The organism is Candidatus Woesearchaeota archaeon, from assembly GCA_030651375.1.
Taxonomy (GTDB): Archaea; Nanobdellota; Nanobdellia; order Woesearchaeales; family UBA12501; genus JAUSFM01.
The window spans coordinates 1-1,753 of record JAUSFM010000007.1 but is presented as its reverse complement, the minus strand read 5'-3'; the positions used below and the strand labels follow the sequence as shown (position 1 = coordinate 1,753).

Genomic DNA, 1,753 nt, shown 5'->3' with positions numbered 1-1,753 from the left:
ATCAGCGCCGACGAGATTTTCACCACCCTGATGGGCGACGTGGTCGAACCGCGCCGCGCGTTCATTGAAAAGAACGCGCTGGGCGTCAAAAACCTGGACGTGTAATTTTTCCATAGGGGCGCGATGAATCGCGCCTTTTTTTTGGTGCATAAACCTAAAAACGGCAAGTCATCCACGAAAAACACGAAAGGCACGAAATAAAACAATAAGTTGCATTGACTTGGTGACTCACCCGTTGGGTATTCATTAGCAGCATTGAGCCCTTTGAATTTGTTCGTGTTTTTCGTGACTTTCGTTAACCAATGACTTAGCGCATGTTTCACCGCGCTTAGTCAGATGGCTAGTTAGTTCATCAGGACAACTGCTTTTTCTAGGATAAACCAGAAAAAAGCGAACATCGCCGTGTGACTTTTAGCACAGACAGCACGGCCAAACCCCGTTATTTTTCGCCTCCCATCATCAATCAACAAAACAAAAACATGAAATCAAACGCACTCGCCAAAACCGCCCTGCTGCTCTGGGTTATCACCATTGCCGTCTTTGCCTGGTTCTTCATCCGTGGCAACACCGCTGCGGGAATAGACGGAAGAACCGCAATCATATTGCCGCCCGGTGAACGCGACTTTGTCATGAAGGAGATGCGCGGGTTGCTGGCCGCAACGCAGGAAATAATGGAGGGCGCAAACCAGAATGATACGCAGCGCATCGTCAAGGCGGCGCGCGGTGCGGGTATGGCGGGTGCGGCGGATGTCAATCCGGCGTTGATGGTGAAGCTGCCGGTCGAATTCAAAAAACTGGCCATGGGCATGCATGGTGATATGGATGAGATCGCCAAGGCTGGCGAAGCAGGCAAGCCGGTGCCGGAGCTACTGAAAATGACCTCCAATGCACTGGCGAAATGCGTGGCTTGCCATTCAGCGTGGCAGATCAAGACAGGGAATTAAAAACTACTGCGGGACGATGATGCGGCGTTGGAAGCCGCCGAAAAATGCTCATTTACTATGTGTAAACCCCGCTTTTTCGCCGTCTTCCGCCTTACCTGATCGCCTCTCGCTACGTTTTTCAATACCCCGTTAGGAGCATTCAGTTCCGCCTGCCCATCATCGCTATTGACTCCACCCCGCGACTCAAATAGAGTTCGCCCCACTTGCACATCCGCCGCAACGCACACCGCACCGCATGCACGGTACGGGGCCACCGGCAGAACCCCAGAACAGGAGCTGGCGCAAGCTCATCCCGAACGGGATGGGATGAGGCGTGACAACAATCGCCAGCCGCACCCTTTTCAAAGGGGATTCAATATAGACGTCAAAACCCTTCACCTGTTTCTTTGTGCCGTTCAGGTAGGTCTGCTCATAAGCTTTTTGTGTGATTTGGCGCGTATCTGATAAAACATCACAAGGTTTTGTTTGGTGTCTTTGTCTGTAAAATTATGGGGCCCCATATTTATATGCCGAATAAAAACAAGGCATTGCAAGCTGGATGCCAGTTTATACACCTTGAAGGTGCCTTTCGCGGCGCTTTTTAGTATCTTATCAGCCAAGTCTTTACATTTTTTGAGAAGAATATGTCTGTTAGCCAGCAGCAGCAAGGGCTGGCACGATGGTAAACCCTGTTAAATGTTCGCACGTTGCGACAGTGACCCGCCCGATTTTTGTCATGTAATAGCGGTAGGTTCCCGCGACACGTTTGATCAAGCCGAAGACACGCATTCGTTTCAGTTGCCGCGACAGGGCGCTGTCAGACAGGGTTG

Annotated in this window: 1 protein-coding gene; it reads left to right on the top strand. The window is 51.1% G+C overall.

What is annotated here, in order from left to right:
- The first annotated feature begins 404 nt into the window (after nucleotides 1-404).
- Nucleotides 405-944 (top strand): hypothetical protein, encoded by a 540-nt coding sequence (locus tag Q7R76_02200; protein ID MDO8642381.1) that lies wholly within the window; start codon nucleotides 405-407, stop codon nucleotides 942-944.
- Nucleotides 945-1,753: the final 809 nt, after the last annotated feature.